Here is a 25836-nt window from a genome sequence, read left to right as displayed (position 1 = left end):
TGCGACGGAAACGCGCACCGGGGCACCCGGCCGCGCGACCCGGGCGGCCCGTCGCTCAGACGGTGCGGGCCGACGACGGCGCGTCCGCCGGCCACGGCTCGTTCGGCTCGCGCGGGTCGTCCGGCAGGAGCGTGCCGAGCCACGCGTCGCGCCGCTCGCCGCGCTGGAGCGCGAACCCCCGCACCGTGCCCTCGACCCGGAAGCCGAGCCGCCAGGCGGTGCGCCGCGACGGCCAGTTGCCGACGTACGCCTGCCAGAAGAGCCGCGCGAGGCCCCCGCCTTCCGGGTCGAACGCCCAGTCGACGACGAGCCGGCACGCCGCGGTCATGAGACCACGGCCCCGCGCCTCGGGAGCGGTCCAGTAGCCGATCTCGGCCGACCGCCGCCCCTCGGGCGCGTCGTCGAGGCTCAGGCCGACCATCCCGAGGAGCCGCCCGGCGCCGGCGGGGCCGGCGATGCCCGAGGGACCGGCGCTCTCACGCACGCCCCACGTGAGGACGTCGCCCCGCTCCCAGCCCGGTCCGACGTGCTCCGACACGAACTGGACGGCGTCCTGGCGCACGTACGGGGACGGGACGACGGTCCACGCCGCGACCGCCGGGTCCTGGCACGCGGCCGTGATCGCGTCGGCGTCGTCGAGGGTCGGGGCGGACAGGTGGACGTGGCCGTCGTCGAGGGCGAAGGGGTGCACCCGCCCGAGCCTCGCACGTCCCGCGGCGTGGCGTCACCAGGATTCCCGGCGGTCGACGTCCCGCGACGGCACCGCGCCCCGACCTCCACGGGCGCGGGTGGGGTCGCGGCACGGCGGCTCAAGGACGTAGCACGTGCTCCGCGGGCGTCCACGGCAGGTCGTGCGCCGCCGCGACCGCCTCGTTGAGGAGGACGCCGCGGTGGGTGGACGCCCCCGACCGGAGGATCGGGACGTCCCGCACCGCGTCCACGCCTCCGTCCGCGAGCGCCGCGAGGTAGGGCAGGGTCGCGCTCGTGAGGGCGAGCGTGCTCGTGACGGGGACCGCGCCGGGCATGTTCGCGACGCAGTAGTAGGTCGTGTCGTGCACGGCGAAGGTCGGGTCGTCGTGGGTGGTGGGTCGTGAGCCCTCGAAGCACCCGCCCTGGTCGACGGCGACGTCGACGAGGACGGCGCCCGGGCGCATGCGCGCGACGAGGTCGTCGGTGACGAGGCGCGGGGCGCGCGCCCCGGCGACGAGCACGGCACCGACGACGAGGTCGGCCTCGAGCACCTCGCGCTCGATCGCGTAGGCGCTGGACACGACGGTCCGCACGTGGCCGGAGAACTCCTGGTCGACGGCGCGCAGCACGGGCAGCGACAGGTCGACCACGGTGACCTCGGCGCGCATGCCGACGGCGATCTCGGCCGCGTTGCGGCCCACGGTCCCGCCCCCGAGCACGACGACGCGTCCTGGGCGCGTCCCCGGCACCCCGCCCAGGAGGACGCCCCGGCCGCCCGCGGGCCGCTGGAGGAGCCACGCACCGACCTGGGTCGCCATGCGCCCCGCGACCTCGCTCATGGGGGCGAGCAGGGGAAGCGTCCCGTCCGGGGCCCGCGCCGTCTCGTACGCGACGGCCGTCGTGCCGGCGTCGAGGAGGGCCCGCGTGCACGCCGCGTCCGCGGCGAGGTGGAGGTAGGCGAAGAGCAGGAGGTCGTCGCGCAGGAGCGGGTACTCGCTCGCGACCGGTTCCTTGACCTTGCACACGAGCTCCGCCTCGCCCCACACCTCCTCAGCCGTCGGCACGACCCGCGCGCCCGCGCTCTCGAACTCGGCGTCCGACAGGTGGGAGCCGGTCCCGGCCCCGGACTGGACGAGCACGTCGTGCCCGGCGCGCACGAGGTGGTGGGCGCCGGCGGGCGTGAGCGCGACGCGGTCCTCGTGGTTCTTGACCTCGGTGGGTATCCCGATCTTCATGGTCCAGTGTGGCCGCAGGGGGCCGCCCTCCGCAGGGTGGCAGGATCTTGTGCATCGGCGTCCTTTCCGCCACTCGTTGCCGTGGGAGCAGGCTGCCAGGGTGGGCGCGTGGACACCCCGACCCCGCTCGCCCCCGCCCGCCCCGCCCCGGCGCCGGCCGCGCCCGCGGGCTCCTCGCCGGACCGGCACGCTCCACCGGGCGCGCTCGGGATCGCCCGTGGCAGCGCCCTCTACGTCGCGAGCGTGCTCGGCACCGGCGTCCTCGCGCTGCCCGGGCTGGCCACGCGCGTCGCGGGCCCCGCGTCCGTCCTCGCGGTCGCCCTGGTGCTCGTCGCGAGCGTGCCCCTCGCGGGCACGTTCGCGGCGCTGGCCGCACGGCACCCCGACCGGGGCGGCGTCGCGAGCGCGGTGCGCTCGGCACTCGGCCCGACGGCGGCGCGCGCCACGGGCTACTGGTTCTTCCTCGGCGTGTGCGTCGGCGTGCCCGTCGTGGCGGTGCTCGGGGCGGAGTACGTCGTCGCGGTCGTGGGGGCGGACCGCGCGGCGGTCCCCGTCGTGGCCGTCGCGCTCGTCGTCGTGCCGGCGGTCGCCGTGTGGCTCGGCGTCCGCGTCGCGGGGGCCGTCCAGCTCGGGCTCACGTCCCTCCTGCTCGCCGCCGTCGTCGTGGTGGTCGCGGTGGCGGCACCCGCCGCGAGCGCCGAGCGGTTCACGCCGTTCCTCAGCGAGGGCTGGTCGGGCGTCGGCTCCGCGGTGAGCCTCTTCGTCTGGGCGTTCGCGGGCTGGGAGGTCGGCACGCACGTCTCGGCCGACTTCCGCGACCCGCGCCGCACGATCCCCGCGGCGACGGGCGTCGCGCTCGTCGTCGTCGGGGTCGCCTACCTCGCCCTGCAGGTGACGACCGTCGGGGTCCTCGGGACCGAGGCCGGCTCCGGCACGGTCGCGCTGCTCGACCTGGCCCGCACGGGCGCGCCCGCCGCCGGGCCCGTGGTCGTGGGCGTCGTGGCGGCGATCGTGACGTCGGGCGTGCTGACCGCTTACCTCGCGGCGTTCGCGAACCTCGGCCAGGCGCTCGCGCGGGACGGCGACCTGCCGCGCGCGCTCGCCGCGCTCTCCGGCCGCGCGGGCGTCCCGCGGCGTGCGCTCGCCGTCACCCTCGTGCTCAGCGCGACGTACCTCGCGGTCCTCGTCGGCACCGGTCTCGACCTCGAGCCGTTCGTGCGCGTGCACACGAGCTCGATGGTGGCGGTGTACGCGCTCGGCATGGTCGCCGCCCTGCGCCTGCTCCCGCGCCGGAGCGCGGGCTGGTGGCTGGCGGCCGTCGCGACCGCGCTCACCGGCGTGCTGCTCGTCCTCGCCGGCGCGTCGCTCGTCGCGCCCGGGGTGCTCGCCCTCGCCGCGATCGGGGTAGCCGTCGCGAAGCGCCGTCCCACGCCGTGAGATTCGCCCGCCGCGGGTCGTTCCCCGCGCCCGGGCGGTCCGCTACGGTCGACGCCATGCCCACGTGGACGGACCCGGGCCCGGTCGAGTTCGACGCCGTCGTGATCGCCGCGGGGACCCGTTCGGGAGCCTTCGTGGCGCTCCCCTACGACGCCGTCGACCTGTTCGGCACGCGCGGCCGCGTCCCGGTGCTCGCCCAGGTGGACGACGTGGCGTACCACGCGTCGCTCGTCGCCTACGGAGGCCCCCACCTCCTCGCGGTGCTGCGGTCGGTGCGCGCCGCGACCGGCAAGGGCGTCGGGGACACCGTGCACGTCTCCGTGCGGCTCGCCGCGGAGGTCTCGGCCGTCCCGCGCTGAGGCGGATCGTCGCCCGGTTCCGCCGGGCGGCCGTCCCGGCTCAGCCGGCCGCGTCGTCGGCGGTACGACCCGGCGACCTCGGCACGACCTCGCCGAGCGCGATCTCCTTGGCGGTCGGGACGTCCTCCTCCATCGGGGGGTCCTTGTGCCGCAGCTTCGAGAACACGGACCACGCCACGGCGACGAGCGGCACGGAGACGACGGCGCCGAGGATCCCCGCGAGGAGCGTCCCCGCGGTCACCGCGATCGCCACGACGACCGGGTGGAGCGACACCTGCTTGCCCATGACGAGCGGCTGGAGGATGTGACCCTCGAACTGCCCGATGAGCGCGATGCCGATCGTCACGACGAGCGCGATGACGATGCCCTTGGCCGCCAGGGCGACGATCGCCGCGATGATCATCGCGAGCGGCGCGCCGATGATGGGGATGAACGCACCGATGAAGACGAGCACCGCGAGCGGCGCGGCGAGCGGCACGCCCAGGATCCCGAGGAAGATGCCCGCGAGGATGCCGTCGACCAGGGCGATGATCACGGTGCCCCGCGCGTAGCCGGAGAAGGTGTACCAGCCCGCTCCGCCCGCGATCTTCCAGCTGTCGCGCGAGCGCGACGGGAGCTGGTTGAGGAACCAGGTCCACATGTCCTTGCCCTTGGCGAGGAAGAACACCGTGCAGAAGATCGCGAGCGCGATCGCCGCGAAGGCCTCGAAGACCGAACCGGCGCTCGCGGCCGCCTGGCTCGCGATGTCGCCACCGTGCTCGGAGAGCCACTGCCGGCCGTTGTCGATCCACCCGTTGACGTCGTCCGCCGTGATCGTGACCGGCAGCGGGCCGTTCTCGAGGAAGTCGAAGATCTGCTCGATGCCCTGGTCGAACTGCTCGGCGAGGCTCTGCCACTGCCCGGCGACCGACGTGATCACGTAGGTCAGCAGGCCCGCGATGAACAGCAGCGCCGTGAGGATGGCGAGTCCCGTCGCGAGGCCTCGCGGCATGACCCTGGCGTAGAAGTCGGTCACGGGTCGCAGGACCGACGTGATGACGAGCGCGAGGAAGACCGCCACGAAGACGAGCTGCACCTGCGCGGTCGCGAAGAAGATGAGCGCGACGGCCGCGACGATCATGAGCAGTCGCCACGACCAGCCCGCCGTCGTGCGGAGCCACGCGGGCACCGACTCGTCGTACCCGACGACCGACGGGTTGCGTCGCGCCCCCGCGACCTTGCGCGCCGCGCTCGACGCCCCCGCGAGATGCTTGACCGACGCCGCCGAGCGGTCGGAGCCGGAGCCCGGTCGCGGGGTGGGCACCGCTGTCGCCGGTCGCTGCTCGTCCGTCACACGTGCCTCCACCCGGTCGTGGCCACCATCCCGCCCAGTGTGCCCCAGGTCGTCCCCCTCCGCCGGGCGCCGCACCCGGGGTCGTCGTCCCGTTCCCCACCCGGCGCCGACCGCCGACCGCGATGTGAGGACCACGCCCGAACCGTGCTATGTTTTTCCCCGCACCGGAACGGCGGAAACGCCGGGAAGGTCCACTCGTCCGGGTGGCGGAATGGCAGACGCGCTAGCTTGAGGTGCTAGTGCCCTTTATCGGGCGTGGGGGTTCAAGTCCCCCTCCGGACACCGAGAAGATGCCCCCGGCCTGCAGAGATGCGGGTCGGGGGTTTTCGTCGTCCGCACGTCCGGCGGGCGCAGTCCGTGCCGCACGCGCCCGCGTCGGCACCGCCCTCCCCGGCCCTGCCTGGCACCGGGGCGGACCGCGGTCGTAGGCTGGGCGTGCCGCCGACGACGACGGCACGGCGTGAAGCAGGCGCGCTCCCTCGGTCTCCACCGGAGGTGCGTCGTGCTCGACGTCTCTGCACCGGCCCGCCCGACCGCTCCCACCCGCGAGGGCCTCGCTCGGGCGCTGCTCCGCTGGGTCACCACGACCGACCACAAGACGATCGGCCGCATGTACCTCGTCGCGTCGTTCGCCTTCTTCCTCGTCGGTGGCCTCATGGCCCTCGTCGTCCGGGCCGAGCTGTTCGAGCCGGGGATCCAGATCGTGCAGAGCAAGGAGCAGTACAACCAGCTGTTCACGATGCACGGCACGATCATGATGCTCCTGTTCGCCACCCCCCTCTTCGCGGGGTTCGCCAACGTGCTGATGCCGCTGCAGATCGGGGCGCCCGACGTGGCGTTCCCGCGCCTGAACATGCTGTCCTTCTGGTTGTTCCTGTTCGGGGGCGTGATCACCGTGAGCGGGTTCTTCACCAGCCACGGCGCCGCATCGTTCGGGTGGACCGCCTACACGCCGTTGTCGCGCGAGACGTTCAGTCCCGAGGTCGGCGGCGACCTGTGGGTCCTCGGGCTCGCGATGGCGGGGTTCGGGACGATCCTGGGCGCGGTGAACTTCGTCACGACGATCATCACCATGCGCGCGCCCGGCATGACGATGTTCCGGATGCCGGTCTTCACGTGGAACACCCTCATCACGAGCCTGCTCGTCCTCATGGCGTTCCCGGTCCTGGCCGCGGCCCTGCTGGCGCTCGGGGCGGACCGACGTCTCGGCGCCCAGATCTACGACCCCTCGAACGGCGGGGCGCTGCTCTGGCAGCACCTCTTCTGGTTCTTCGGCCATCCCGAGGTGTACGTGATCGCGCTGCCGTTCTTCGGCATCATCACCGAGATCCTTCCCGTGTTCAGCCGCAAGCCGCTCTTCGGCTACAAGGGCATCGTGTACGCGACGATCGCGATCGCCGCGCTGTCGATGACCGTCTGGGCCCACCACATGTATGCGACGGGAGCCGTGCTGCTGCCGTTCTTCGCGCTCATGACGATGCTCATCGCCGTGCCCACGGGAGTGAAGTTCTTCAACTGGATCGGGACGATGTGGCGCGGCAAGCTCACGTTCGAGACACCGATGCTCTGGGCCGTCGGCTTCCTGGTGACGTTCCTGTTCGGCGGGCTCACCGGGATCGTCCTGGCGAGCCCCGCGCTCGACTTCCACGTGCACGACTCGTACTTCGTCGTGGCGCACTTCCACTACGTCGTCTTCGGGACCGTCGTCTTCGCGATGTTCGCGGGCTTCTACTTCTGGTGGCCCAAGCTCACCGGCCGCAGGCTCGACGAGCGCTGGGGCAAGATCCACTTCTGGATGCTGTTCGTCGGCTTCCACCTGACGTTCCTCGTCCACCACTGGCTCGGCGTCGAGGGCATGCCGCGCCGCTACGCCGACTACGCGCCCAGCGACGGGTTCACCTGGGAGCACCAGGTCTCCACGGTCGGCGCCTTCCTCCTCGGCGCGTCGACGCTGCCCTTCCTGTGGAACGTGTACACCACCTGGCGGAACGCCCCCCGGGTCCTCGTGGACGACCCCTGGGGGTACGGGCGCTCGCTCGAGTGGGCGACGTCGAGCCCGCCCCCGCGGCACAACTTCGAGTCCCTGCCTCGTATCCGTTCCGAGTCGCCCGCGTTCGACCTGCACCACCCCGAGGTCATCGCCATGGAGCACCGCGAGACCGACCCCGGTCCTCTCGAGCAGGTGTTCGGGGAGGCCGACCGCCGCGGTCAGGGCTCGCTCGCGAAGGACCACCGCCAGGGCCGTCCGCGGCGCCAGGAGTCGTCGACGACCCACGTCCAGGACGACGACACGCCCGACGCGTCGGCGTGACGACCGCCGTCGTGCCCGCCCGGGACGCGCACCGGGCAGCAAGAAGCCCCGCCGTGTGGAGCGACGGGGCTTCTCGATCCGCTGTCTCGTTCGGATCCCGCCGGCGCTCTCACGCCGGAAGCATGGCGCCCAGCCTATCGCGCCCCCCGGCGGCTCCGAGCGCGCGCCCAGGGTGACGCGCGCTCGTGCGGTCGCGCCGGCCTCCGCCCCGGGCAGGACCGCATCCTCCTCGAGGAGGAGGTCGCGCGACCGCCGATCTCGGCCGACGGCCCGAGCCGACGCCAGGGCCGCGTCCGTAGCGTCGTCGACGAGGTGCCCGAGGACCGGGCGCCCCGGACGACGGGAGGACGCATGATCCAGGTCGAGGCGCTGACCAAGCGCTACGGACCGACGACGGCGGTGGACGGGCTCACGTTCACCGCGCGGCCCGGCACCGTGACGGGCTTCCTCGGCCCGAACGGGGCGGGGAAGTCGACGACGATGCGCGTCGTCGTCGGGCTCGAGCGCCCGACGTCGGGCACCGCGACCGTCGACGGCCGCCGATACGCCGACCTCCCGGCGCCGCTCCGCGCCGTCGGGGTCATGCTCGACGCCCGCTCCGTGCACCCGGGCCGCACCGCGTTCCGGCACCTGACGGCGCTCGCCCGCACGCACGGGATCGGGCGGGCGCGCGTGGACGAGGTGATCGGGATGACCGGCCTCGAGAGCGTCGCGGGGCGGCGCGCGGGCACGTTCTCGCTCGGGATGGGCCAGCGCCTCGGCATCGCGGGCGCCCTGCTCGGCGACCCGGGCACGCTCATCCTCGACGAGCCCGTCAACGGCCTCGACCCGGACGGCGTGCTCTGGGTGCGCGGGCTCGTGCGCGGCCTCGCGGCCGAGGGCCGCACGGTGCTGCTGTCGTCGCACCTCATGCACGAGCTCGCGCTGTGCGCCGACCGCGTCGTCGTCATCGGCCAGGGCCAGCTGCTCGCCGACGCGCCGGTGCAGGAGCTCGCGGGCGAGGCGGGCTCGCTCGAGGACGCGTACCTGCGGCTCACCGCCGACGCCGTCCAGTACCGGGGCCGCACCACCGGAGAGACCGGCCTGACGTCCGCCGGAGGTGCCCGATGACCGCCACGACGGCCTCCGCGCGGCGCGCGCACCCGGCGGGGTCGCGGCCCGCGAGCGCCGGGGGCCCGACGCTCCCCCGCGCCGTCGTCGCGGAGTGGACCAAGCTGACGAGCCTGCGCTCGTCCTGGTGGGCGGCCGCGCTCACCGTCGCCGTCTCGGGTGTCCTGACCTCCCTCTCGGCGCAGGCGTCGTCCGTGGACCCGGGGTTCGACCCGCTCGGGTCCCTCACGTCGGGTCTCCTGCTCGCCCAGGTGCCGCCGCTCGTCCTGGGTGTCCTCGTCGGGACGGGCGAGTACAGCACCGGCACGTTCCGCACGACGTTCGTCGCGGAGCCGCGGCGCTGGCCCGTGCTCGTGGCGCAGGCCGTCGCGACCGCCGCGTTCGCGCTGGTCACCGCGGTGCTCGCGGTCGCGGCGGCGGTGCTCGCGCTGCTGCCCTCGGCCCGCTCGCGCGGCATCGCGCTCGACCTCGTCGGCGACAGCACGCCCCAGGTCCTCGCCGGGATGACGCTCCTCCTCGCCGGCATGGCCCTGCTCGGCCTCGCGATCGGCGCGCTCGTGCGGCGCCCGGTCCCCGCGGTGACCGCGGCGGTGCTCGTCGTCCTGGTCCTGCCGGTCGCGCTCGTGCTCGCGGCCGACCTGTCGGGCGACCCGCTCGCGGCCTCGGCGGACGTCTCGTCCGCGCAGGCCGCGGTGAACACCGTCGTCGCGTTCCTGCCCACCGGGGCGGCCTCCCTGCTCACGGGCGAGGGCGCCGTCGAGGGCGCGCCCGACCTGGGCGCCGTCGGCGGAGGCGTCGTCCTGGCGGCGTGGGTCGTCGTGCCGCTCGCCCTCGCCGCCGTCCGCCTGCGCACCCGGGACGTGGTCTGACGTGGCGGCGACGTCCCTCGCGGCGTCCGCGCTGGACCGCCGGCAGGTCACCCTGCCCCGGGTGCTCGCCGCGGAGTGGGACAAGCCCACGAGCCTGCGCTCGACCGGCTGGCTCGCCCTGGCGACCGTCGTCGCCGCCGCGGGGACGGCCTGGGCGCTCGGCCCCTTCGCCCGCCCCGACGCCGGGGCGTCGGGCGCGCCCGCGGCCGTCGCCGGGTACGTGCTCGCCCAGCTCGGGTTCCTCGTCCTGGGCGCGACCACCGGCGCCGGCGAGTTCCGCACCGGCACGGCGCGCGTGACCTTCGCCGCCGTGCCGCGCCGGACTCCCGTGCTCGCGGCCCAGGCACTCGTCACGACCGCGCTCGCCGTGTCCACGGCGGTGGTCGCGCTGGGCGCGGCGCTCGCGGCGACCGCCGGGCAGCGCACGGACGCAGGGCTCGTGCTGGACGTCGCGGACCCCGAGACGGTGCGCCTCCTCGCGGGCTTCGTGCTCTACCAGACCGGCGTCGCGCTCGTCGGGCTGGGCCTCGGGGTCCTGCTGCGCCGGCCCGACGCCGCGCTCGTCTCCGGCGTGCTGCTGCTCGTCGTGCTCGACCACCTGCTCGCCACGAACCCGGGCCGGTTCGCGGACACGGCGCGCACCCTCCTGCCGGGAGCGGGGGCGCGGCTCCTCCAGGACGACGACCGGCTCGCCGCCCTCGACGCGACCACCCTGGGCCCGCACCTCGATCCGTGGGTCGCCGGCCTCGTGCTCGCCGCGTGGGCCGCGGCGCTGCTCGTCGCGGCGGGGATCCGCCTGCGTCGCCATGACGTCACCTGACGTGGACCGGGACGGATGGGAGAGTGGGGCCATGTTCTCGACGTCCGCCGCCCTGACCGCGCGCGGGACGACCGACGACGTCGCCCTCACCACGCCGGACGTCCGGCGGCGCGGGCCGGTCGGCCGGCTGCTCGCGGACCACCCGCGGGCCGCGGACGCCGCGCTCGCCGTCGGTGTCGTGGCGCTCGGGCTCGTCACCGCGGTCCTCGGTCTCGCGACGGTCGAGGGGTCGACCGGTCTCGGGCTCTTCCGCCCCGACGAGCCCGTCGCCCAGGTCGTGGTGACCGCCTGGCTCGTCGGCGCCGTGCTGGGGGCGGCGCTCCTGCTCGTCCGTCGCGCGCGACCCCTGGCGGTGACGACCGCGCTCACGGCGCTCGCGGTGGCGTCGCTCGCGACCGCGGGCGTGCTGGGCGTGCTCGGCGTGTGCCTCGCGTGCGCCGTGCACACCGTGGCGGCCTCCCGGCCGCCGCGCACGGCGTGGCTCACGTGCACGGCGGTGGTCGTCGTCGTGACCGTCGCGCTGTGGCGGTGGCAGGACATCGGGCTCGCCGAGATCCTGCTCTGGAGCGACCCGATCGTGACGCCCGACGGCGACCCGGTGCGCGACCTCGCCGAGCCGCCCTTCTCCCCCGGCCGCCGGTCCGCGTCCGTCTCCCTCCTGCTCGCGCTCCTGCTCCTCGGGATGGCCACGGGTTCGGGCGCCCGCGCCCGGCGGCTGCACGCCGAGGACCTGGCGGAGCGCTACCGGGCCATGGCCCGGGACCGCGACCAGAGCGCGGCGCTCGCCCGCGCGGCCGAGCGCGCCCGCATCGCCCGGGAGATGCACGACGTCGTCGCGCACAGCGTCTCGGTGATGGTCGCCCTGTCCGACGGCGCGGGCGCCGCGTTGGACCGCGCCCCCGACCGGTCGCGCGAGGCGCTGCAGGAGCTCTCCCGGACCGGGCGCGACGCGCTGACCGACATGCAGCGCGTGCTCGGCGCCCTCGACCCCGGCGACGACGGCGAGGACCTGGACGGGCGCGCCGAGCCGACCGGGACGGACCTCGCGACCGTGGTCGCGCGCTTCCGCGCAGCAGGCGTACCGGTGACGGCGACCGGCCTGGACCTCCCGCTCCCGCCGGACACGTCGCTGCGGCTCGCCGTGGAGCGGGTGGTGCAGGAGGCGCTGACGAACGTCCTGCGGCACGCGCCCGGCACGCCGGAGGCCCAGGTCGATGTCCGGCGCGGCGCGGACGTCCTCGTGGTCGAGGTCCGCGACGCCGGTGGCATCCGGCCCGGCGCGGGCGGCGGGACCGGCCGCGGCATCCTCGGCATGCGCGAGCGCGCGGCCCTGCTCGGTGGCAGCGTCGAGGCCGGGCCGCGGCCGGAGGGTGGCTGGGCGGTGCGCGTCGTGCTGCCGTGGGGCGCGGACGAGGGAGGGCTGGCGTGACGACCGTGCTGCTCGTGGACGACCAGGCGCTCCTGCGCATGGGCTTCCGGCTCGTGATCGAGTCGGAACCGGATCTCGAGGTGGTCGGCGAGGCGTCCGACGGGCGGGTCGCGCTCGACCAGGTCGCCGCCCTCGCGCCCGACGTCGTCGTCATGGACGTCCGCATGCCGGGCATGGACGGCATCGAGGCGACCCGGCGCGTCGTCGCGGAGCACCCCGGGACGCGCGTGCTCGTGCTGACCACGTTCGACGTGGACGAGTACGCGTTCGCCGCGCTGCGCTCGGGCGCGAGCGGCTTCCTGCTGAAGAACGCCCGCCCGCACGACCTCGTCGAGGCGATCCGCACCGTCGCGGCGGGGAGCTCGGTGGTCGCGCCGCGGGTCCTGCGCCGCATGCTCGACCTCTTCGCGCCCCACCTTCCCACCGACGGCCGCCCCCTGGACGACGACGGCCTCGACCCCCGGCTGCGGTCGCTCACGCCGCGCGAGCTCGACGTGCTCCGGTGCGTGGCCGAGGGTCTGTCGAACGCCGAGATCGCCGAGCGCCTCGTGCTGTCGTCGACGACGGTGAAGACGCACGTGGGCAACCTGCTCGCCAAGCTCGGGGTGCGGGACCGGGTCCAGGCCGTAATCGTCGCCTACGAGAGCGGTCTCGTCGGCTCGCGTCCCTGAGCGTCAGGTCACGACGCCGGGCGTCAGGCCGGGTCCGCGCCCGACGGCGGGGCGACGGCGCCCGGCGGCCGGGCGAGGATCTCGACGACGACGAGCACGAGGCCCGCGACGAGGGCGACGCCGACCACGAGGCCCGGCGTCAGCGACCCCGCGAGCAGGAGCACGAGGGCGGCGGCACCGATGACGAGCACGCGGACGAAGGCCTTGTGCCGCCCGAGCCAGTCGCCGACCGGGCCCGCGGAGACGCCACGCCCCTCGCCCCATCCACGTACGGCCGCACCTGCCCGACCCAACCCGGAGCGCAGGCTGCGCGCGGACGCGCTCGACCCGCCGAGGTACGCGGCGAGCGCGACGACGAGGCCGAGCACCCCGACGGTGCGCACGGTGAGACGCAGGTACCCCACCGCCTGGTCGAACACGACCTCTGCCGCGTCCAGCCGCACGACCTGCCCCGAGAGCGCTCCGAGATACAGCCCCCGCGCCACCGCGAGCCCCACGCCGAGCGCGACCATCGCCCCGGTGAGCGCCAGCCCCGCCACGACGAGCGCGCGCGACCGGCGGTTCGCGACGAGGACCCCGGCGGCGAGGAGCCCGATCACGACCCACGGCAGCCAGGTCGTGAGGGTCACGATCTGCGCGTACCGGTTCTGGAGCATGACGAGCTCCGCGGACTGGGCGATGGTGAACGTCGCGTCGACGGACGGGATGCGGGCGGCGACGCCCAGCCCGCGGTCGACGAGCCGCTCCTTCAGGAGGTCGACGAGACCCGAGAGCTGGATGCTGAGGCGGCCGTCGTCGACCTGGAGGATGTCGCCGTCCTCGCCGCGCATGACGGCGACGAGCTGCTGGTGCGCCACGCGGTTCGCCTGGAGCCAGGCGCCCTCGAACTCGTCGCTCTCCACGAGCCGCGTCGCGGTCTCGTGGACGAGCGACTCGACGCCGCTCGTGAGCGGTGCCTCGAGCGCGGCCAGCGCTCGCGTCGCACGAGGCGGCACGTCACGCTCCTCGAGCCCGCCGACGAGGTCGTCCACGAGCGCTCCGACGTCGACGCGCGACATGACGACCTCCGTCAGCCGCCCCGCCACCGCGGACTGCACGACCGGGTCCGCGGCGAGCGGACCGACGGTCGCGACGTACCGGTTGGTGTCCGTCAGCTCGCGCTGCGCCCACGCCGAGACCGCGCCGAGCGGGGCGAGCAGCGCACCGAGGGTGATGAGCACCGCGCACGCCACGGCCCGCACCCGCCGACGCGGGCCGCGCCCGGGCGTCGGCGGCTCCGCGCTCGTCCCGTCGCCGGCCGCCGTCGGACCCTCCTCGAGCCGACGACGCAGCTCCCGGTTCTCGCGCTCGAGCGCCGCGAGCCGAGCCGCGAGGTCACCGTCCCCGGCGGTGGTCCCGGCGCCCGGCGCACCCTGGCCCTCGTCCGCCATCACCGCGTCCTCGTCGCGGCGCCGGACACCGCGCTCGGTCGTGCCCGGCGTGGTGCCCGGTCGTGCGCCGCCCATGGACGATGCCGTCCCCAGAAGCCGTCCATCGAGCACCCCTCGCGTCAGGTCACCGACGTCCGCGATGCTCCCACCACGGGTCACCCGGCGCCACCGGTACGGAGCGCGAGCGAGCCCGCACGACCACGATCCGGCGCGCGGCGCGCGCGGTGCCGGTCTCGGCCGGCGAGCTGCTCGCACGCGCCGGAGCCTGTCTCTTGACACTCGGAAAGCGCCTTCCCTACGCTGCGAGTGTCGCGCACACGGACGTGCAGCTCGAGCCGGACAGGAGAGCAGGACGCGGCGGCCGGGGGCCGCCACCGACCGTGCGCGCGGCCCGTGCGGACCCCGCCGCAACGACGCGGCCGCGGGGAACCGGCGGCGCGCAGGAGACCCCGACCCGGCGACGGACGGCCGGCGGGTCGGAGACATGACAGCGCTAACCAGCGTCGTGACAGCACCACCCGACGAAACGGAGCAGACGATGACGTCTACGCATTCGAGCCGACGAGGGAGGGCCGCGCTCGCCCTGTCCCTCGCGGCCGTCCTGGGGGGCACCCTCCTCGGACCACCGGCGGCCGCGGAGGAGGCCGCGGACGAGTTCAGCGAGATCCTCAGCTTCGAGTCCTACCAGCGCACCGCGCTCGACGGCCAGGACGGCTGGTCCGCCTCGTCGGCCGCCCGGGTCATCGCCGACCCGCTCAACGGCAACAACCAGGTGCTCGAGATGGTCGGCGGCGGTCAGCGGGCCCACCGCGCCGTCCCCGGCATCGCGGACGGCACGACCGGGACCGTGTTCTTCCGCTTCATGCGGACGGGGAGCGTCGACACGTCGTTCGGGATCACCGACGTCGACGCCCCGTCCGACTACGTGAACAGCCGCGCGTACGTGAACAACCAGAACAACGACGTCATGCTCGTGCGCGACGGCGGCGCCTTCAAGCCCGCGGGCGTCTGGTCGCGCGACACGTGGCAGTGCGTCTGGATCGTCGCGGACAACGCGACGGACAAGGTCAGCGTGTACAGCCAGGGCGGCCCCTACGAGGAGATCACGCGCCTGCCCGAGGGCACCGAGCAGCAGTTCGGCTTCCGCCAGGGCGTCACGTCGGCGCTCGACCGGTTCTTCTGGATCAACGGCGCGAGCAGCGCCGGGCGCCTCATGCTCGACGACGTCGCGGTCGACACGACCGGGCAGAACCTCGCCGTCCCGACGGGCAACCCGGCCGACTGCGCCGCCGGCGGCACGACACCGAACGAGCCGCTGCTCAACCCGCTGCCCGACCCGACGCCGTCGACCCTCGGCATCGAGGTGACGGAGCTGGCCCAGCTCCCCGCGTCGCAGACGACGCCGGCCACCCAGGACCCACGCCTCGTCCGCCACAACCGCATCACGCACCTCGACGAGATCCCCGACGGCTCGGGGCGCCTCATGGTGCCGGACAACAACGCGGTGCTCTACACGGTCGACAAGGACAGCGGTGAGTACGTGGCGTACCTCGACGTGCGCCAGCAGTTCCTCGACAACTTCCACAACAGCGCGGGCCTGGGCACGGGTCTCGGCTCCGCGGAGTTCCACCCCGACTTCGCCGAGAACGGCCTGTTCTACACGGTGCACACGGAGGGTGGCACGGCGCTGACGGAGGACACCCCGGACTACCCGGCGTACGGCAACACCCAGTTCCACAGCGTCGTCACCGAGTGGAAGGCGACCGACCCGTCCGCCGCGGTCTTCGAGGGCACGAGCCGCGAGGTCCTGCGCGTGCCGTTCGCCGGCCGCGTGCACACGGTGCAGCAGATCGCGTTCAACCCGACGGTGACCGAGGGCGACCCCGACTACGGCAACCTCTACGTCCTCGTGGGCGACGGCGGCAACGGCGTCGGCAACGGCAACCCCCAGGACCTCGCGACGCCGCAGGGCAAGGTCTTCCGCATCGACCCGCTGGGCACGGACGCCGCGAACGGCCGCTACGGCATCCCGGCCGACAACCCGTTCGTGGACACCCCGGGTGCGCTGCCGGAGATCTACGCCCTGGGCCTGCGCGACCCGCACCGGATCAGCTGGGACCCCGAGGGCGACCACACGATGTACCTCGGGCACATCGGCGAGTGGCAGGTCGAGTCCGTCTACGCCGTCGAGCCGGGCGACAACTTCGGCTGGTCCGAGCGTGAGGGACCGTTCCTCGCGGACAACCGGCAGATCTACCCCCTGCCCCCGAACGACGCGGAGAACGGGTTCACCTACCCCGTGGCTGCGTACGACCACAACCGCGACCCCGGCCAGACCGGGGACGCGGGCGTCGCGCTCAACGGCGGGTTCGTCTACCGCGGCGACATCCCCGAGCTGCGCGGGCGCTACCTCTTCACGGATCTCGTGCGCGGCTGGGTGCTCGCCACCGAGCAGGACGAGATGGTGCGGGGCGACGGCGACCTCGCGGACCTGGCCGAGATCGAGCACCTGCGCGTGTTCGCCGACGGGAAGGAGACCACGTTCCAGGAGCTCGTGGGCGACCAGCGCGTCGACCTGCGCTTCGGGTCCGACGCCGACGGCGAGCTGTACCTGATCTCGAAGGCCGACGGGAAGATCTGGCAGGTCAGCGGCGCTCGCCGTGTGACGGACTCCTCCCCCGTCGCGCTGCCCGAGCTCGCCCCGAACCTCGTCGCGCACTACGACTTCGACCACCCCGTCCAGGGTGCGCCGACGTGGGAGGCGGACCAGGGCTGGTCGGGCACGAACATCGAGCTCGTCAACGGCGGCGTCGAGATGCGCGTGGCCGACCGGGCCTATCCCGGTGCGGGCGAGGCGCTCCAGACGCAGCAGATGAGCCCGCTCACGGCGTCGAACGACGACTGGAAGGCGGGCGTCTACGACCCCGCGGGCGTGGACTCGCTCGGCGCCTTCGCAGGGGCGGACGAGATCTCCGTCATGGGATGGTTCAAGCCGACCGGCGAGCACCCGGCCCTCAACTCGGGCACCGCGAACCCCGACGACCGCTACAACGCGATCGGGCTCGCGGGCGTCCTCACCGGGACCTCGGACGGCCACGCCGTGCGCGCGCTGCTCGAGGTCATCACGGTCGACGGCGAGCTCAAGCTCGTCGCGCTCGGCCGCCGGGTCGACGGCGCGGGGTCGTGGACGTTCGCGGCCGACCTGCCGTGGGACCAGATCCTCGAGCGCAACCGCTGGGTCCACCTCGCGGCGACGTTCGACTTCGCGGGCGGCGAGATGAAGCTCTACATGAACGGCGAGGAGCTCGAGGGCGAGTACACGGCCTCGAACCCGTGGGGCGCCGGGGCCACCTCCCCGACCGACCCGGCGGGCCTCAAGATCGGCGGCAGCTTCCCGCAGGACACGCGCGAGGCCAACCCGTTCCACGGGCGCATGGACGACCTCATGTTCCTCGACGTCGTCCCGACGCCCGAGCAGGTCGCGGCGCAGTACGCGCTCTTCGGCGCGCAGCCGGTCGAGCCTCCCGCACCACCGTCGTGCGCACCGGCGGGCGAGCCGATCACGGACGTCATGGCGGCCGAGCACTGGGCGCCGCGGACGCCGGCCAAGTGGCAGTTCCCCGGCGACGCGGTCGTCCTCGCCCAGGCGGGCGACAACCCGAACGACGGCATCCGCCGCCCGTTCGAGTACGCCGTCCTCACCGAGGGTCCCGAGCTCGGCTCGTTCGCGCTCGACGCCGAGGTCAGGCTCGACGCCCCGGCGTCGGTGAACAACCGGGACGTGATCGTGGTGTTCGGCTGGCAGTCGGACACGCAGTACTACTACGCCCACCTCTCGCAGGACAACACGATCTACGCCCACAACGGCATCTTCAAGGTCGACGGCAAGGACCGGGAGCGGATCGACGACCAGTGGGACGGCGCGGTCGGGGCTCCCCCGGCGGTCACCGACGAGGAGTGGCACGACGTGCGCGTCGTGCGCTGCGCGGACAGCGGCGACATCGCCGTGTACCTCGACGGCCTCGACACCCCGCTCCTCACGGCGAACGACACGACGTTCGCCGAGGGCCGCGTCGGTTTCGGCTCGTTCGACAACACCGGCAGCCTGCGCGACCTCGTGGTCACGCCGGCCGCGGAACCCGCCGGGGTCGAGCTCGACGTCGCCGTCTCGCCGCGGTGCCTCGCCGGCAAGGCGTACCTCGCCGTCGCGGCGACGAACGCGTCCGACGTACCCGCCGACGTCACCCTCACGACCGCGTTCGGGTCACGGACGGTCGCGGACGTCCAGCCCGGCAAGGCCGCCTACCAGTCGTTCGCGACGCGTGCCACGACGGTCGACGCCGGCGAGGTCACGGTCTCCGCGACCGCGTCGGTCGACGGCGAGGAGGTGACGAGCGAGGTCGTCGTCGAGCACGACGCGCACACGTGCGGGTGACCCCCTGCGCGTGAGCGCCACCTCCTGACCGCGTGAGCCGCCCCGGCCCCGTGACGGCTGCGTCCGACCAGCCGGCGGGACCGGGGCGGCTCGTGCGCGCGCTGGGCCGCGGCACGGGAGCTGCCCCGGACGCACCGGCGCGGCACCGCGATCAGGTCGTGGCGAGGACCGCCGCACCCCGTCGGAGGGAGAGCACCACGGCGCCGGCGACGAAGTAGTCCTCGTCGACCTCCCGCCGCGCCTCGCGGACCGCCCTGCGCAGGTCCTCCGCGCGGGCGGCGAGCGTGCGCAGCTCCTCCTCGCCCGCGGGCTCGGTGCCGACCGAGCGCAGAGCGGCCGTGTAGGCGTCGAGCGCGCGCGCCGCGAGCGGGCGCAGGCGGGCGCCGAGGGCGAGATCGTCGCGCCCCTCGCGCTCCCACTCGACGAGGAGCCGGACGAGCGACTCGACGACGTCCGCGGAGCCCTCGAGCTCCTGCGCGCGCCGCACCTGCGAGACGGCCCACTCCCGGTGGCGGCGCAGGCGGATGTTGGCGCGTGCCGCCTCGCGCGTGCGCGAGACCGCGTCGCGCGCACGGGCGAGCGTGGGCGCCACCTCACGGCGGCGCTCCTCCCACTCCTCCGCGGACGGCGGCCGTTCCCCGTCGAGCCCGTCCGCGAGCGCCTCGACCTGGTCGACGAGCGTGTCGCGCAGCCCGTCGAGCGCCTCCTCGGTCGGGGTGAGCGGCAGCGGCGGGACCAGGAGGTTGATCACCACCCCGATGGCCGCGCCGACGACGACGAGCCCCGCGTATGCTCCGACGAACTCGACCTTGGCCGCGTTGCCGATGATGAGGACGAACAGGGCCGACGTCACGGCCCACGTGCCCATCTCGCCGAACCGGCGCCAGCCCGAGCACAGGAGCGCGAGGCCGACGACCAGCGCGACGGACAGCGCGCTCGGCGAGAGGACGAGGTCGACGCCGCGCGCGATGGCCGCGCCGACGAGGATCGCGAGGATCGCCTGCGTGGACTCGCGGACCGACCGGGCGAGCGTGCTCGTCGTCGCGACGACGGCGCCCAGCGGCGCGTAGTAGGGGTAGTCGGAGAAGGGCTCGGGCGCGAGCACGCCGACGAACCACGCGACGGCCGCGGCGACCGCGCCCTTGACCGCGAGCGACCACCGCGGGTGGCGCACCCACTGCCGCTGCGCCGTCGCCACGGTGCGACGCGCGCGTGCCACGAGCGCGCCCGCCCGCGCGCCGCGCCGGCTCCCGTCCGCCGTCCTGTCCTCGCCAGCCACGGGAACGAGGCTGCCGCGCGCCCCGGCTGCCCGCACGCCCACGGGTGCGAGGCCCAGGACGCCCGCAGGATCCGCGCCGGGTGCGCCGGGTACGCCGGGCGCGCCGGAGAACCGGCTCGACGTGTGAGCGGGCAGAGCCGGTGCTTCACTGACGGCGTCGGTGCAGCCAGCCGCCGACGCCGTCGAGCACCACGGTGGCGTCGCGCACCCCTGCCGTCCCCCGTGGCTCCCACGAGGAGGCAGATGATGGTCCGCCGACGCGGCGCGGCAGCCGCAGGAACGAGCATGGTGGTGGCCGCCCTGGCCCTGACGGGCTGCGCCCAGGGCACGGGCGACGACGGCTCGGACGTCGACTTCTCGGCCGACGAGGCGCCGTCCGGCGAGCTCTCGGTCATGGGGTTCGGCACCGGCGACGAGATCGGCGAGGTCCGGTACGACCGCGCCGTGCAGGACCTCGAGGGCGTCGACGTGCGGCTGTCCGAGGGCGAGCTCGACATCCAGGCCTTCCTCTCGGCCGTGGCGTCCGGCAACCCGCCCGACCTCGTCTACGCCAACCGCGACCAGATCGGGACGTTCGCGTCGCGCGACGCGATCCTCCCGCTCGACGAGTGCGTCGACGCCGAGAGCGTCGACATGGACGCGTTCGTCGACACGGCGGTCGAGCAGGTGACCTTCGACGGCAGCGTGTACGGCATCCCCGAGTTCAACCAGGTCCAGGTGACGATGGCGAACGCCGACCTGCTGTCGGCGGCCGGGCTCACGATCGAGGACGTGAACGGCTCGGACCGCGACGCGGTCACCGCCGCGAACGAGGCGCTGATGCGCAGCGACGGCGGGACGCTCAACGTCATCGGGTTCGACTCGAAGCTGCCGGAGTTCCTGCCGCTGTGGGCCAAGTCGGTCGGGGCGGACCTGCTGTCCGAGGACGGCCGGACGGCGCAGCTCGACGCGCCCGAGGTCGTCGAGTCGCTCGAGTGGGCGGTCGGCATCTACGACGCCCAGGGCGGGTTCCCGGCGGTCAAGACGTACCGCGACTCCGCGGACTTCTTCGGCGCCGGCAACCAGTTCGCGACGGGCGTGCTCGGCGCGATGCCGATGGAGCAGTGGTACATCAACGTGCTCAACGAGTCGTCGCCCGACGCGCCCATGGCGTTCGACGCCGTGCGCACTCCCGACGGCGACGCGATCGCCTTCGCGTCGGGCTCGGCCTGGGCCGTGCCGCGCGGGAGCGCGAACCCCGCCGCGGCGTGCCGCTTCGCGCGCCTCATGACGGAGACGGACGCGTGGGTGCAGGCGGCGCAGGCGCGTGCCGACGCGCGCGCCCAGGACGGTCTCGTGTTCACGGGTGTCCTCACCGGCAACGAGGACGCGGACGAGCAGATCCGCGAGGACCTCGTGCCGGACGACGCGCCGCAGCCGTGGAAGGACGCGATCGACGCCATGTACGAGGCGAACGACGCGACGTTCGCGCTGCCCGCCAACCCCGCGGACAACGAGTTCGAGACCGCGTGGCAGGACGCCGTCAACCGCGTGCTCAACGGCCAGCAGGAGCCCGCCGACGCCCTCGCGCAGGCTCAGGACGAGGCCCAGAAGGCGCTCGACGACGCCTGGGCCCAGTGGGACGAGGAGGGCTGAGGTGGCGGCAGCGGACGTCGCGCCGAACCTGCCCACCCCGGCCGCGGGCGGACCGCGCGCGACGCCGACCGGGCGACGGAAGGGACGGCCGAGCCCGTCCGAGCGCCGCGAGCGCAATGCGGCGCTGCGCTTCATCAGCCCGTGGATCGTCGGTTTCCTCGTCTTCACGGCGTGGCCCATCGTGTACAGCGCCTACCTGTCGTTCACCGACTACGACGTCATCAACGACCCGACGTTCGTCGGGCTGGAGAACTACCGCGAGATGGCGCAGGACCCGAAGGTCGCGCTCTCGCTGTGGAACACGCTCGTGTACACGGTCGTCCAGGTGCCGCTGTACACGGTCGTCGGGCTCGCGCTCGCCCTCCTGCTCAACCAGGCGGGCCGGTCCGCGGGGTTCTTCCGGACGGCGTTCTTCATCCCCAAGATGACGCCGCCGGTCGCCGTGGGCGTGCTCCTCCTGCTGCTGTTCAACGGCCAGTACGGGATCGTCAACGAGGTCCTGTCGTGGTTCGGCATCCAGGGCCCGTCGTGGACCACGGACCAGAGCTGGATCAAGCCCGGCCTCGTGCTCATCAGCCTGTGGACCGTCGGGTCGGCCGTCATCATCCTGCTCGCGGCGCTGCGCAACGTCCCGAACGACCTGTACGACGCCGCGCGCGTCGACGGCGCCGGGTTCTGGCGCCGCACGCGCGCCGTGACCGTCCCGATGATCAGCGGCGCGCTCTTCTTCGTCGTCGTGGTCAACACCATCGCGGGCTTCCAGATGTTCACGGAGGCGTACTCGGCCTACTTCGGCGCGGGCAACTCGACCTACCGCAACGACGCCGCGCTGTTCTACGTCATCTACCTCTTCCAGGAGGGGTTCCAGGAGCTGCACATGGGGTACGCCTCGGCGCTCGCGTGGCTGCTGTTCGTCGTCATCATGCTCGTGACGCTCGTCCAGCTCCTCGTGTCCCGGCGCCTCGTCTACTACGAGGGGGAGCAGCGATGACCACCGCGCCGTCGTTCCCGCGCCCCGCCGTGAGCGGCCCGGGCGCCGCCACCGACCCTGCGGCCGGGACCCCGGAGGTGCAGGGCCCTCCCCCGCCGTCGCGCGCGGCGCGGGGCGGCCGCGGCCCCCGCCGCCGGTGGGTCCGTGCGGTCGTGGTCGCCGCGCTCGTGCTCGCCACCGTGGCGTTCGTCTACCCGCTGCTGTGGCTGCTCTCGGCGTCGTTCAAGCCGCGCGCCGAGGTGTTCGACAACCGGCTCGTGCCGCGCACGTTCACGCTCGACAACTACGTGACCGTCTGGCAGGAGGCGCCGCTCGCGCTGTGGCTCGGCAACACCGTCGTCGTCACCGTGCTGGCCGCGGGGCTCGTCACGGTCTCGAGCGCGCTCGTCGCGTGGGGCTTCGCGTTCTTCCGGTTCCGCGGTCGCGGCCCGCTGTTCGGCCTCGTCCTCGCGACGATGATGCTGCCCGGCGCCGTGACGATGATCCCGACGTTCCTCATCTGGAACCAGCTCGGCCTCGTCGGCACGAACGTGCCGCTGTGGGCGGGCAACCTCTTCGCGAGCGCGTTCTACGTGTTCCTGCTCCGGCAGTTCTTCCTGGGGCTGCCGCGCGAGCCGTTCGAGGCGGCTCGCCTCGACGGGGCGAACAACTGGCAGATGTTCTGGCGCATCGCCGTGCCGTTGTGCCGGCCGGCCCTCGTGCTCACGTTCCTCTTCGAGGCGCAGGCCGCGTGGACCGACCTCATGCGCCCGCTCATCTACCTGCAGGACTCGTCGACGTTCACCATCCCGCGCGGGCTCAAGGCCCTCATCGACCAGTTCGGCCCCGGGGGCGAGTCGCAGTGGGAGGTCGTCGTCACGGCCTCCGTCATCACGACGCTCCCGATGATCCTCCTCTTCTTCCTCGGCCAGCGGCACTTCGTCGAGGGGGTGGCGACGACGGGGAGCAAGGGCTGAGCCCGAGGCACGCACCACGCACGACCACCCACGGAAGGACGGCACCACCATGCGAGCACTCACCTGGCAGGGACGCGAGAAGGTCAGCGTCGAGGACGTGGCGGACCCGCGGATCGAGCAGCCGACGGACGCGGTCGTGCGCGTGACGTCGACCGCGATCTGCGGCTCGGACCTGCACCTGTACGGGGTGCTCGGGATGTTCCTCGACGCCGGCGACGTCCTCGGCCACGAGGCCATGGGCGTCGTCGAGGAGGTGGGGCCGGAGGCGGGGAACCTCAAGGTCGGCGACCGCGTCGTCGTCCCGTTCAACATCGCGTGCGGGCACTGCTGGATGTGCGAGCGCGGCCTGCAGACCCAGTGCGAGACGACGCAGGTCCGCTCGCAGGACAAGGGCGCCGCGCTCTTCGGGTACACCAAGCTGTACGGCCAGGTGCCCGGCGGGCAGGCCCAGTACCTGCGCGTGCCGCAGGCCCAGTACGGGCCGGTCGTCGTGCCCGACGACGGCTCCCCGGACGAGCGCTACCTCTACCTCTCCGACGTCGTGCCCACCGCGTGGCAGGCCGTCGAGTACGCCGACGTGCCGCCGGGCGGCACGGTGGTGGTGCTGGGGCTCGGCCCGATCGGGCAGATGTCCGCCCGGATCGCGCTGCACCGTGGCGCGTCCCGCGTCGTGGGCGTCGACCTCGTCCCGGAGCGGCGCGCGATGGCCGAGCGGCACGGCGTCGAGACGCTCGACCCGGCCGCCGTCGACGACCTCGCCGCAGCGGTGCGCGACCTCACGTCCGGCCGCGGCGCCGACTCCGTCGTCGACGCGGTCGGCATGGAGGCGCACGGCTCCCCCCTCGCCGAGGCCACGCAGAAGGTCGTCGGCGTCCTGCCCGACGCGATCGCGGCGCCGCTCACCGAGCGCGCGGCGACCGACCGCCTCGCGGCCCTCTACACCGCGTTCGACCTCGTGCGCCGCGGCGGGACGGTGTCCGTCTCCGGCGTCTACGGCGGCGCGAAGGACCCCCTGCCGATGATGCAGCTCTTCGACAAGCAGGTGACGCTGCGCATGGGCCAGGCGAACGTGCGGCGGTGGACCGACGACGTCCTCCCCCTCGTCGCCGACGTCTCCGACCCGCTCGGCGTGCTGGACCTGCGCACGCACCGGCTCCCGCTCGAGTCCGCGCCGGACGCCTATCGCACGTTCCAGCGCAAGGAGGACGGCTGCATCAAGGTCGTGCTCGACCCGTGGGCCTGACCACCGTCGACGCGGTCGTCGTCGGGGCGGGGCCCAACGGCCTCGTCGCCGCGAACGCGCTCGCGGACTCCGGGTGGGACGTCCTGGTCCTCGAGGCGCAGGAGACGTACGGCGGAGCGGTCCGCTCCGCCGAGGTCGCAGCGCCCGGGTACGAGACGGACCTCTTCAGCGCGTTCTACCCGCTGGCTGCCGGGTCGCCCGTCATCCGGGGGCTGCACCTGGAGGACCACGGGCTGTCGTGGTCGCGCGCGCCGGACGCCCTGGCCCACGTGCTCGACGACGGTCGCGCCGCGGTCCTGCGCGAGCGCGCCGTGGACACCGCCGCCGGCCTGGAGGAGTTCGCGGCCGGCGACGGCGACGCTTGGCTCGAGCTCGTCGCGGGCTGGGACCGCGTGCGCGACCCGCTCCTCGACGCGCTCTTCAGCCCGCTCCCGGCCGCCGGGCCGGTGCTGCGCGTGCTGCGCCGCCTGGGTGCGGCGGGCACGCTCGACCTCGCGCGCCTCGCCGTGCTCCCGGTGCGCCGCCTGGCCGACGAGCAGTTCCGCGGCGAGGGCGGCGGCCTGCTCCTCACGGGCAACGCGATGCACGCCGACGTCCCGCCCGACGCCGCCGGCAGCGGCGTGTTCGGCTGGCTGCTCGCCATGCTGGGGCAGGACGTGGGCTTCCCCGTCCCGACCGGGGGCGCCGGACGGCTCCCGGACGCGCTGGTCACCCGCCTGCGCGCCCGCGGCGGCGACGTCGTCACCGGGGCGCGCGTCGACCGTGTCCACGTGGTGCGCGGGCGCGCGGTCGGCGTGAGCACGGTCGACGGGCGGCACGTGCGCGCCCGCCACGCCGTGGTCGCCGACGTCAGCGCTCCCGCGCTCTACCTCGACCTCGTGGGCGCGGACGCGCTCCCCCCGCGCCTCGTGCGCGACCTCGGCCGGTTCCAGTGGGACCACCCGACCGTCAAGGTGAGCTGGGCGCTCGAGCGACCGATCCCCTGGACCGCGCCCGGTGCCCGGTCGGCGGGGACGGTGCACCTCGGGGTCGACCGGGCAGGGTTCGTCGACGTCGCGGCCTCGCTCTCGCGAGGCCGGGTCCCGGAGCAGCCCTTCCTCGTCCTCGGGCAGATGACGACGTCCGACCCGTCGCGCTCTCCCGCCGGGACCGAGTCGGCCTGGGCCTACACCCACGTGCCCCACGGCGTGCGCTGGACGCGCGAGGCGGTGAACGAGGCGGTGCGGCGCGTCGAGGACACGGTGGGGCGCGCCGCGCCCGGGTTCGCCGACGCCGTCGTCGGCCGCTTCGTGCAGACTCCCGCCGACCTCGAGACGGCCGACGCCAACCTGTCGGGCGGGGCGATCAACGGCGGGACGTCCGCCGTGCACCAGGAGCTGTTCCTGCGGCCGACGCCCGGCCTCGGCCGGCCGGAGACACCGGTCACGTCGCTCTACCTCGCGAGCGCGTCCGCCCACCCGGGCGGCGGGGTGCACGGCGCGTGCGGCTGGAACGCGGCGCGCGCCGCGCTCGCCGCGTCCGGCCCGCGCGGGGCCCTGCGCCGCGCGCTCGTGCGCACCGCCTGGGCACGGCTGCTGCGCGACCCCTGACCGGAGGCGGGCGC

General features: G+C 74.4%; 19 protein-coding genes and 1 tRNA gene. 15 read left to right on the top strand and 5 right to left on the bottom strand.

All coding sequences use genetic code 11. The features are described 5' to 3' along the window. Window positions 1–55 precede the first annotated feature (55 nt). Complete coding sequence (locus JN535_RS05880; RefSeq protein ID WP_205203628.1) at window positions 56–691, bottom strand: GNAT family N-acetyltransferase; 636 nt, start codon at window positions 689–691, stop codon at window positions 56–58. A 118-nt stretch (window positions 692–809) separates the two neighbouring features. Continuing rightward, window positions 810–1925 carry an alanine dehydrogenase gene (ald, locus tag JN535_RS05875; protein WP_205203627.1) on the bottom strand — a complete coding sequence of 372 codons (1116 nt, stop codon included), beginning with the start codon at window positions 1923–1925 and terminating at the stop codon, window positions 810–812. A gap of 108 nt (window positions 1926–2033) precedes the next feature. On the opposite strand from ald, the gene JN535_RS05870 reads away from it, so the two are divergent. Further along, window positions 2034–3362, top strand: coding sequence for an APC family permease (locus JN535_RS05870; protein ID WP_205203618.1), 1329 nt, complete (start codon window positions 2034–2036; stop codon window positions 3360–3362). A 56-nt stretch (window positions 3363–3418) separates the two neighbouring features. Beyond that, window positions 3419–3721 (top strand): DUF1905 domain-containing protein, encoded by a 303-nt coding sequence (locus tag JN535_RS05865; protein ID WP_205203616.1) that lies wholly within the window; start codon window positions 3419–3421, stop codon window positions 3719–3721. Window positions 3722–3761: 40 nt separating this feature from the next. Here the strand turns inward: JN535_RS05865 and JN535_RS05860 are convergent, their stop codons facing one another. Next, complete coding sequence (locus JN535_RS05860; RefSeq protein ID WP_307868279.1) at window positions 3762–5054, bottom strand: AI-2E family transporter; 1293 nt, start codon at window positions 5052–5054, stop codon at window positions 3762–3764. Window positions 5055–5251: 197 nt separating this feature from the next. Between JN535_RS05860 and JN535_RS05855 the strand changes: the two genes are divergently transcribed. The 7 genes from JN535_RS05855 to JN535_RS05825 all read left to right on the top strand — a co-directional run bounded on the left by JN535_RS05855 (window position 5252) and on the right by JN535_RS05825 (window position 12264). Further along, window positions 5252–5336: transfer RNA gene (locus JN535_RS05855), tRNA-Leu, on the top strand. A 220-nt stretch (window positions 5337–5556) separates the two neighbouring features. Further along, on the top strand, window positions 5557–7365 hold the full coding sequence (ctaD, locus tag JN535_RS05850) for an aa3-type cytochrome oxidase subunit I (RefSeq protein WP_205203614.1): 1809 nt from the start codon (window positions 5557–5559) through the stop codon (window positions 7363–7365). Between the two features lie 351 nt (window positions 7366–7716). Continuing rightward, window positions 7717–8475, top strand: a complete 759-nt coding sequence (locus tag JN535_RS05845) for an ABC transporter ATP-binding protein (protein WP_205203606.1) — start codon at window positions 7717–7719, stop codon at window positions 8473–8475. Continuing rightward, the gene (locus tag JN535_RS05840) at window positions 8472–9344 is read left to right on the top strand and encodes an ABC transporter permease subunit (protein WP_205203597.1); all 873 of its coding nucleotides are present in this window, start codon (window positions 8472–8474) and stop codon (window positions 9342–9344) included. Before JN535_RS05845 ends, JN535_RS05840 begins: the two co-directional genes overlap by 4 nt. A 1-nt stretch (window position 9345) precedes the next feature. Continuing rightward, window positions 9346–10164 carry a hypothetical protein gene (locus JN535_RS05835; RefSeq protein WP_205203583.1) on the top strand — a complete coding sequence of 273 codons (819 nt, stop codon included), beginning with the start codon at window positions 9346–9348 and terminating at the stop codon, window positions 10162–10164. Between the two features lie 31 nt (window positions 10165–10195). Further along, on the top strand, window positions 10196–11593 hold the full coding sequence (locus tag JN535_RS05830; RefSeq protein WP_205203581.1) for a sensor histidine kinase: 1398 nt from the start codon (window positions 10196–10198) through the stop codon (window positions 11591–11593). Further along, window positions 11590–12264: a response regulator gene (locus JN535_RS05825; RefSeq protein ID WP_205203579.1), complete on the top strand. Its 675-nt coding sequence runs from the start codon at window positions 11590–11592 to the stop codon at window positions 12262–12264. Before JN535_RS05830 ends, JN535_RS05825 begins: the two co-directional genes overlap by 4 nt. Before the next feature lie 23 nt (window positions 12265–12287). Here the strand turns inward: JN535_RS05825 and JN535_RS05820 are convergent, their stop codons facing one another. Continuing rightward, window positions 12288–13769, bottom strand: a complete 1482-nt coding sequence (locus JN535_RS05820) for a hypothetical protein (protein ID WP_205203577.1) — start codon at window positions 13767–13769, stop codon at window positions 12288–12290. 463 nt (window positions 13770–14232) lie between these two features. On the opposite strand from JN535_RS05820, the gene JN535_RS05815 reads away from it, so the two are divergent. Next, a complete protein-coding gene (locus tag JN535_RS05815) occupies window positions 14233–18129 on the top strand; it encodes a PQQ-dependent sugar dehydrogenase (protein ID WP_240200669.1) in 3897 nt (1298 codons plus the stop codon). Window positions 18130–18280: 151 nt separating this feature from the next. On the opposite strand, the gene JN535_RS05810 is transcribed toward JN535_RS05815, so the two are convergent. Further along, window positions 18281–19408 carry a hypothetical protein gene (locus JN535_RS05810; RefSeq protein ID WP_205203575.1) on the bottom strand — a complete coding sequence of 376 codons (1128 nt, stop codon included), beginning with the start codon at window positions 19406–19408 and terminating at the stop codon, window positions 18281–18283. A 246-nt stretch (window positions 19409–19654) separates the two neighbouring features. Here JN535_RS05810 and JN535_RS05805 point away from each other — a divergent pair, with 246 nt between their 5' ends. Genes JN535_RS05805 through JN535_RS05785 form a run of 5 tightly spaced genes read left to right on the top strand, consistent with a single transcriptional unit; the run spans window position 19655 to window position 25822 of the window. After that, window positions 19655–21043, top strand: coding sequence for an extracellular solute-binding protein (locus tag JN535_RS05805; protein WP_205203573.1), 1389 nt, complete (start codon window positions 19655–19657; stop codon window positions 21041–21043). 1 nt (window position 21044) lies between these two features. Next, window positions 21045–22034, top strand: coding sequence for a carbohydrate ABC transporter permease (locus tag JN535_RS05800; RefSeq protein WP_307868276.1), 990 nt, complete (start codon window positions 21045–21047; stop codon window positions 22032–22034). After that, entirely contained in the window at window positions 22031–22990 is a 960-nt protein-coding gene (locus JN535_RS05795) for a carbohydrate ABC transporter permease (RefSeq protein WP_205203571.1), read from the top strand. The genes JN535_RS05800 and JN535_RS05795 overlap by 4 nt, the downstream gene beginning before the upstream one ends. Before the next feature lie 49 nt (window positions 22991–23039). Next, window positions 23040–24233 carry a zinc-dependent alcohol dehydrogenase gene (locus tag JN535_RS05790; RefSeq protein WP_205203569.1) on the top strand — a complete coding sequence of 398 codons (1194 nt, stop codon included), beginning with the start codon at window positions 23040–23042 and terminating at the stop codon, window positions 24231–24233. After that, complete coding sequence (locus tag JN535_RS05785) at window positions 24224–25822, top strand: phytoene desaturase family protein (RefSeq protein WP_307868274.1); 1599 nt, start codon at window positions 24224–24226, stop codon at window positions 25820–25822. Before JN535_RS05790 ends, JN535_RS05785 begins: the two co-directional genes overlap by 10 nt. Window positions 25823–25836 lie beyond the last annotated feature (14 nt).

It is taken from the genome of Cellulosimicrobium cellulans (assembly GCF_016921195.1).
Classification (GTDB): Bacteria; Actinomycetota; Actinomycetes; order Actinomycetales; family Cellulomonadaceae; genus Cellulosimicrobium; species Cellulosimicrobium cellulans_F.
Note: the sequence above shows the minus strand (reverse complement) of the source record. Positions and strands in the feature narration are given on the sequence as shown.